Source organism: Granulicella sp. L60 (assembly GCF_009765825.1).
GTDB lineage: Bacteria > Acidobacteriota > Terriglobia > Terriglobales > Acidobacteriaceae > Edaphobacter.
In genome coordinates this window covers 258525-261481 of record NZ_LMUR01000015.1, presented here as the reverse complement: position 1 = coordinate 261481, position 2957 = coordinate 258525, and the positions used below count along the sequence as shown (strand labels likewise).

The window sequence follows — 2957 nt, the reverse complement described above, 5'->3', positions numbered from 1 at the left end:
AAACCTCACCCCCTCCTACACCCCCGCCAGTATCTGTTGCTGTTCCAGTTACGGTTATGGCGCTCCCTGTATTGATAGCTGAACCGGCCGACGGGAAGGTAATGGTGGATATGGGTGGGGTTACATCCGATGAAGCTGTGGCCGGCACGATACCAGGCTGCAAGGTCGTGGGCTGCACTCCCATATCTGCCAACAGGTTAACGGTCGCCTGCTGCATATTAGGATCAGGTGTCGGAGATTCGAAGGAAAAGAGGTTATCGTGATTGCTATTGAGACCCCAGGACCAATTAATGGTTCCAGAACTGAAGACCAGAGCACCACTCGGCGCGCGATAGAACATCATGTGGTGAGTTGCGACACCAGCGCCGTATGTCGCGCCGTAATCAAGCAGTAAATCCGAAGTCAGTGTATACGTTGAAGTCGAGAGGTGGAAGGCGCCTGCAGGCCGAAATCCATTATCGGCATCCACGTCCCATTCATAACCGAGTGTACCAGTTGGTAGCGTATACGTTGCAGTTGGCGCAAGAGTAGCCGCTGCAGTGTTGCGCCAAAAACGCATCTTCCCGTCGGCCGACGGAACCTCGATCGTAAGACTACCGTTATTATCCGGTCCAGTGCCGTTCACCATAAACAGGGTTCCGGTCAGAGCGTTCTCTGGGCTCCCTCCATCTGCTGGAGGGCTGAAGCTTGGATCACGCCAAGTGCCAGTCCATGTCGGAGGATCTTCAGGATCAATCTTTGCAAATGCAAGAGTCTCCTTGTAACAGACCAAAGTGCGGTTAGCGGTGTTTGTTCCATCAATGCTGTTTTCCCAACGCGTCTTCCAGAAAACTTCGTTACCGCTGAAGAAGGCAAGGTTCACCCCAGCATCGCGAGCAGCCTGGACATTGGCTCGCTGCGGCCCGGACCAGTATTCATCGTGGCCTGAGTCCATGTAGATCTTGTGGTTTTGAATCAACGACCCACTACGAGCTGCATCTATGCCCGTGAAATATGTCACATCATAGCCGTTTGATTCCAGCCACTGGACCATAGGAAACTCTGAGCCAAATACCCAGGTATCCCATTCCTGACCAAACCCCCTGGTCAAAAAGGGGCGGTTGTAGCTGACTTTATACGTACGAGCAGTAAGGTCAAAGACGGGCGTCGCTGAACCGTATAAACTGCCCGCACCGTAATAGTTGTAAGCCTGCCATGTTTCGTCGGAAGTCTGATACATGATGGCTGAGTGGCTGGAGTCATTTCGCACAATGAAGACAATGTGGCTATCTCCTCCAGTATCGGTTCGAATGAGATGAGCAAAATAGATGCCAGAGGTGGCAGTTGCAGGGACTTGCCACGAAGCAGATACTCCCCAGTTGCCGCAATCGATGAGTCCCGTGGTTGGGTCGGTCATGCAAGCTGGTTGAGTCTGAGGAAGCGTTGCAGACGGCGTGATGGTGGCAACCTTGCGCGCACCCATCCCGCCGTAGTATCCCATGCGATAGATATTGATCGTATAAGCATAGGCGGGGGTATTTATTTTGAAGTAGATCGTTCCGCCCTGATTCACACTAATGTCAGTAGCAAAACCCTGAATCGTCAAATCTCCGGTACTGCCGGGGCCGACATCCCACTCACTAGCAGGATTTCCAGCTAAACAGTTCTCGGCAACAATGGCATTCGCGGGGTTGCTGCATTGGGAGTGCGCCTGCCCTACAAAGCCAAACAACACGGCTATCATCATCTTAAGGAGTGATGATAGCCTGTTGGTCCTTGACGCTAATCGCGATAAGTTGAACATGACTTCCTCGCTTATCTACGTTGGCCTTATCCCGAATTTAACCTATTTGCATTCCAGAGCCGCTAGATGGAACATCTTGTTCCCGCAGTCAAAGGCTTCACCAGAGAATTTGCATGATAAATTCTCTGGTCGCGCTGACATGCAATTCAGTCACTCGCAATACACCTCACAAAGTTACATATCTAATAAGCACGTTGAGTGCCGAAGCGAATGACAGCAGTTTCCTAGTGGATGCATCGGGCAGTCCATGCAAGTGCGCATCTACTTGCATATTTTTGACATGTCTTGGTTGCGTTTGAACTCATGTGTCGTTGTTTTAACAATTCAATGCACATTGCAAGTAAACGGATTAGACCGGCGAGAGCCGAGGCGAGGTTCCGTCGAGGGCTAAGTACACAAAGTTTGCAAGGCACTGCAGCTTACTGCGTCCCCCAAAAACAACACCAATCCTAATCTCGTTTCACACCGCCGATACGAATAGTCAGTGTTTTGCGTATGATATGCTGTCGCGTATAGGAGGGAGCAGCATTTCAAACGATGGGGTGTGCGACCAAAAAATCCGAGCCGCCCTATTTGCAGAAGCGATGTTGCGAGAAAGTTAACCTTGGAACGAACTTCGTGATGGAATAACCTGGGCGAGTTGGCAGTTCGTATATGAAACCTTACGAACTGCCAGCTTCCCGGCACAAAGGACAGGTCTCCATGAGAGCTACGGAATCGACTCCGTGATCTCGTTCGATGCAATGCTTTCCACGTCACTGGAATCAACACTTTTCACGATGTAGTTATAGGTAGTACCACTCATGACTGTGTTATCCACATAGGTAGTCGACGAATCCGGCGATGAGTTCACTAAAGCAAGAGACCCACCGCTTATCGCCCGATAGATGTTGTAGCCTGTCACGGGGTCCGCCGAACTACTGGGTGCGGCCCAACTGAGGGCGACCGAATGTAAGACTGTACCCGTACCGCTGAGAGCCAAATCAGCCGTGCCTCCATTGGTGGAGTTGCTGCTGATGGCAAGTTGTCCGGTTACGGCTCCCGCTGTAGTCGGCTCGAACTGGACCTGCAGCGTCACCGTTTGCGTCGGGTTCAATGTCACTGGGAAACTGCCTCCAACAATCGCGAAACCAGCCCCTGAGATGGAAGTTGAGTTCACCGTTACCGCCGACGC

2 protein-coding genes are annotated in these 2957 nt (G+C 51.6%); both read right to left on the bottom strand.

Going from position 1 to position 2957, the window contains the following annotated elements:
* The coding region (locus tag GSQ82_RS08310) for a N,N-dimethylformamidase beta subunit family domain-containing protein (RefSeq protein ID WP_216847045.1) at positions 1 to 1783 on the bottom strand (1783 nt) is incomplete at its 3' end.
* A gap of 709 nt (positions 1784 to 2492) precedes the next feature.
* The coding region (locus GSQ82_RS08300) for a fibronectin type III domain-containing protein (protein WP_216847044.1) at positions 2493 to 2957 on the bottom strand (465 nt) is incomplete at its 5' end.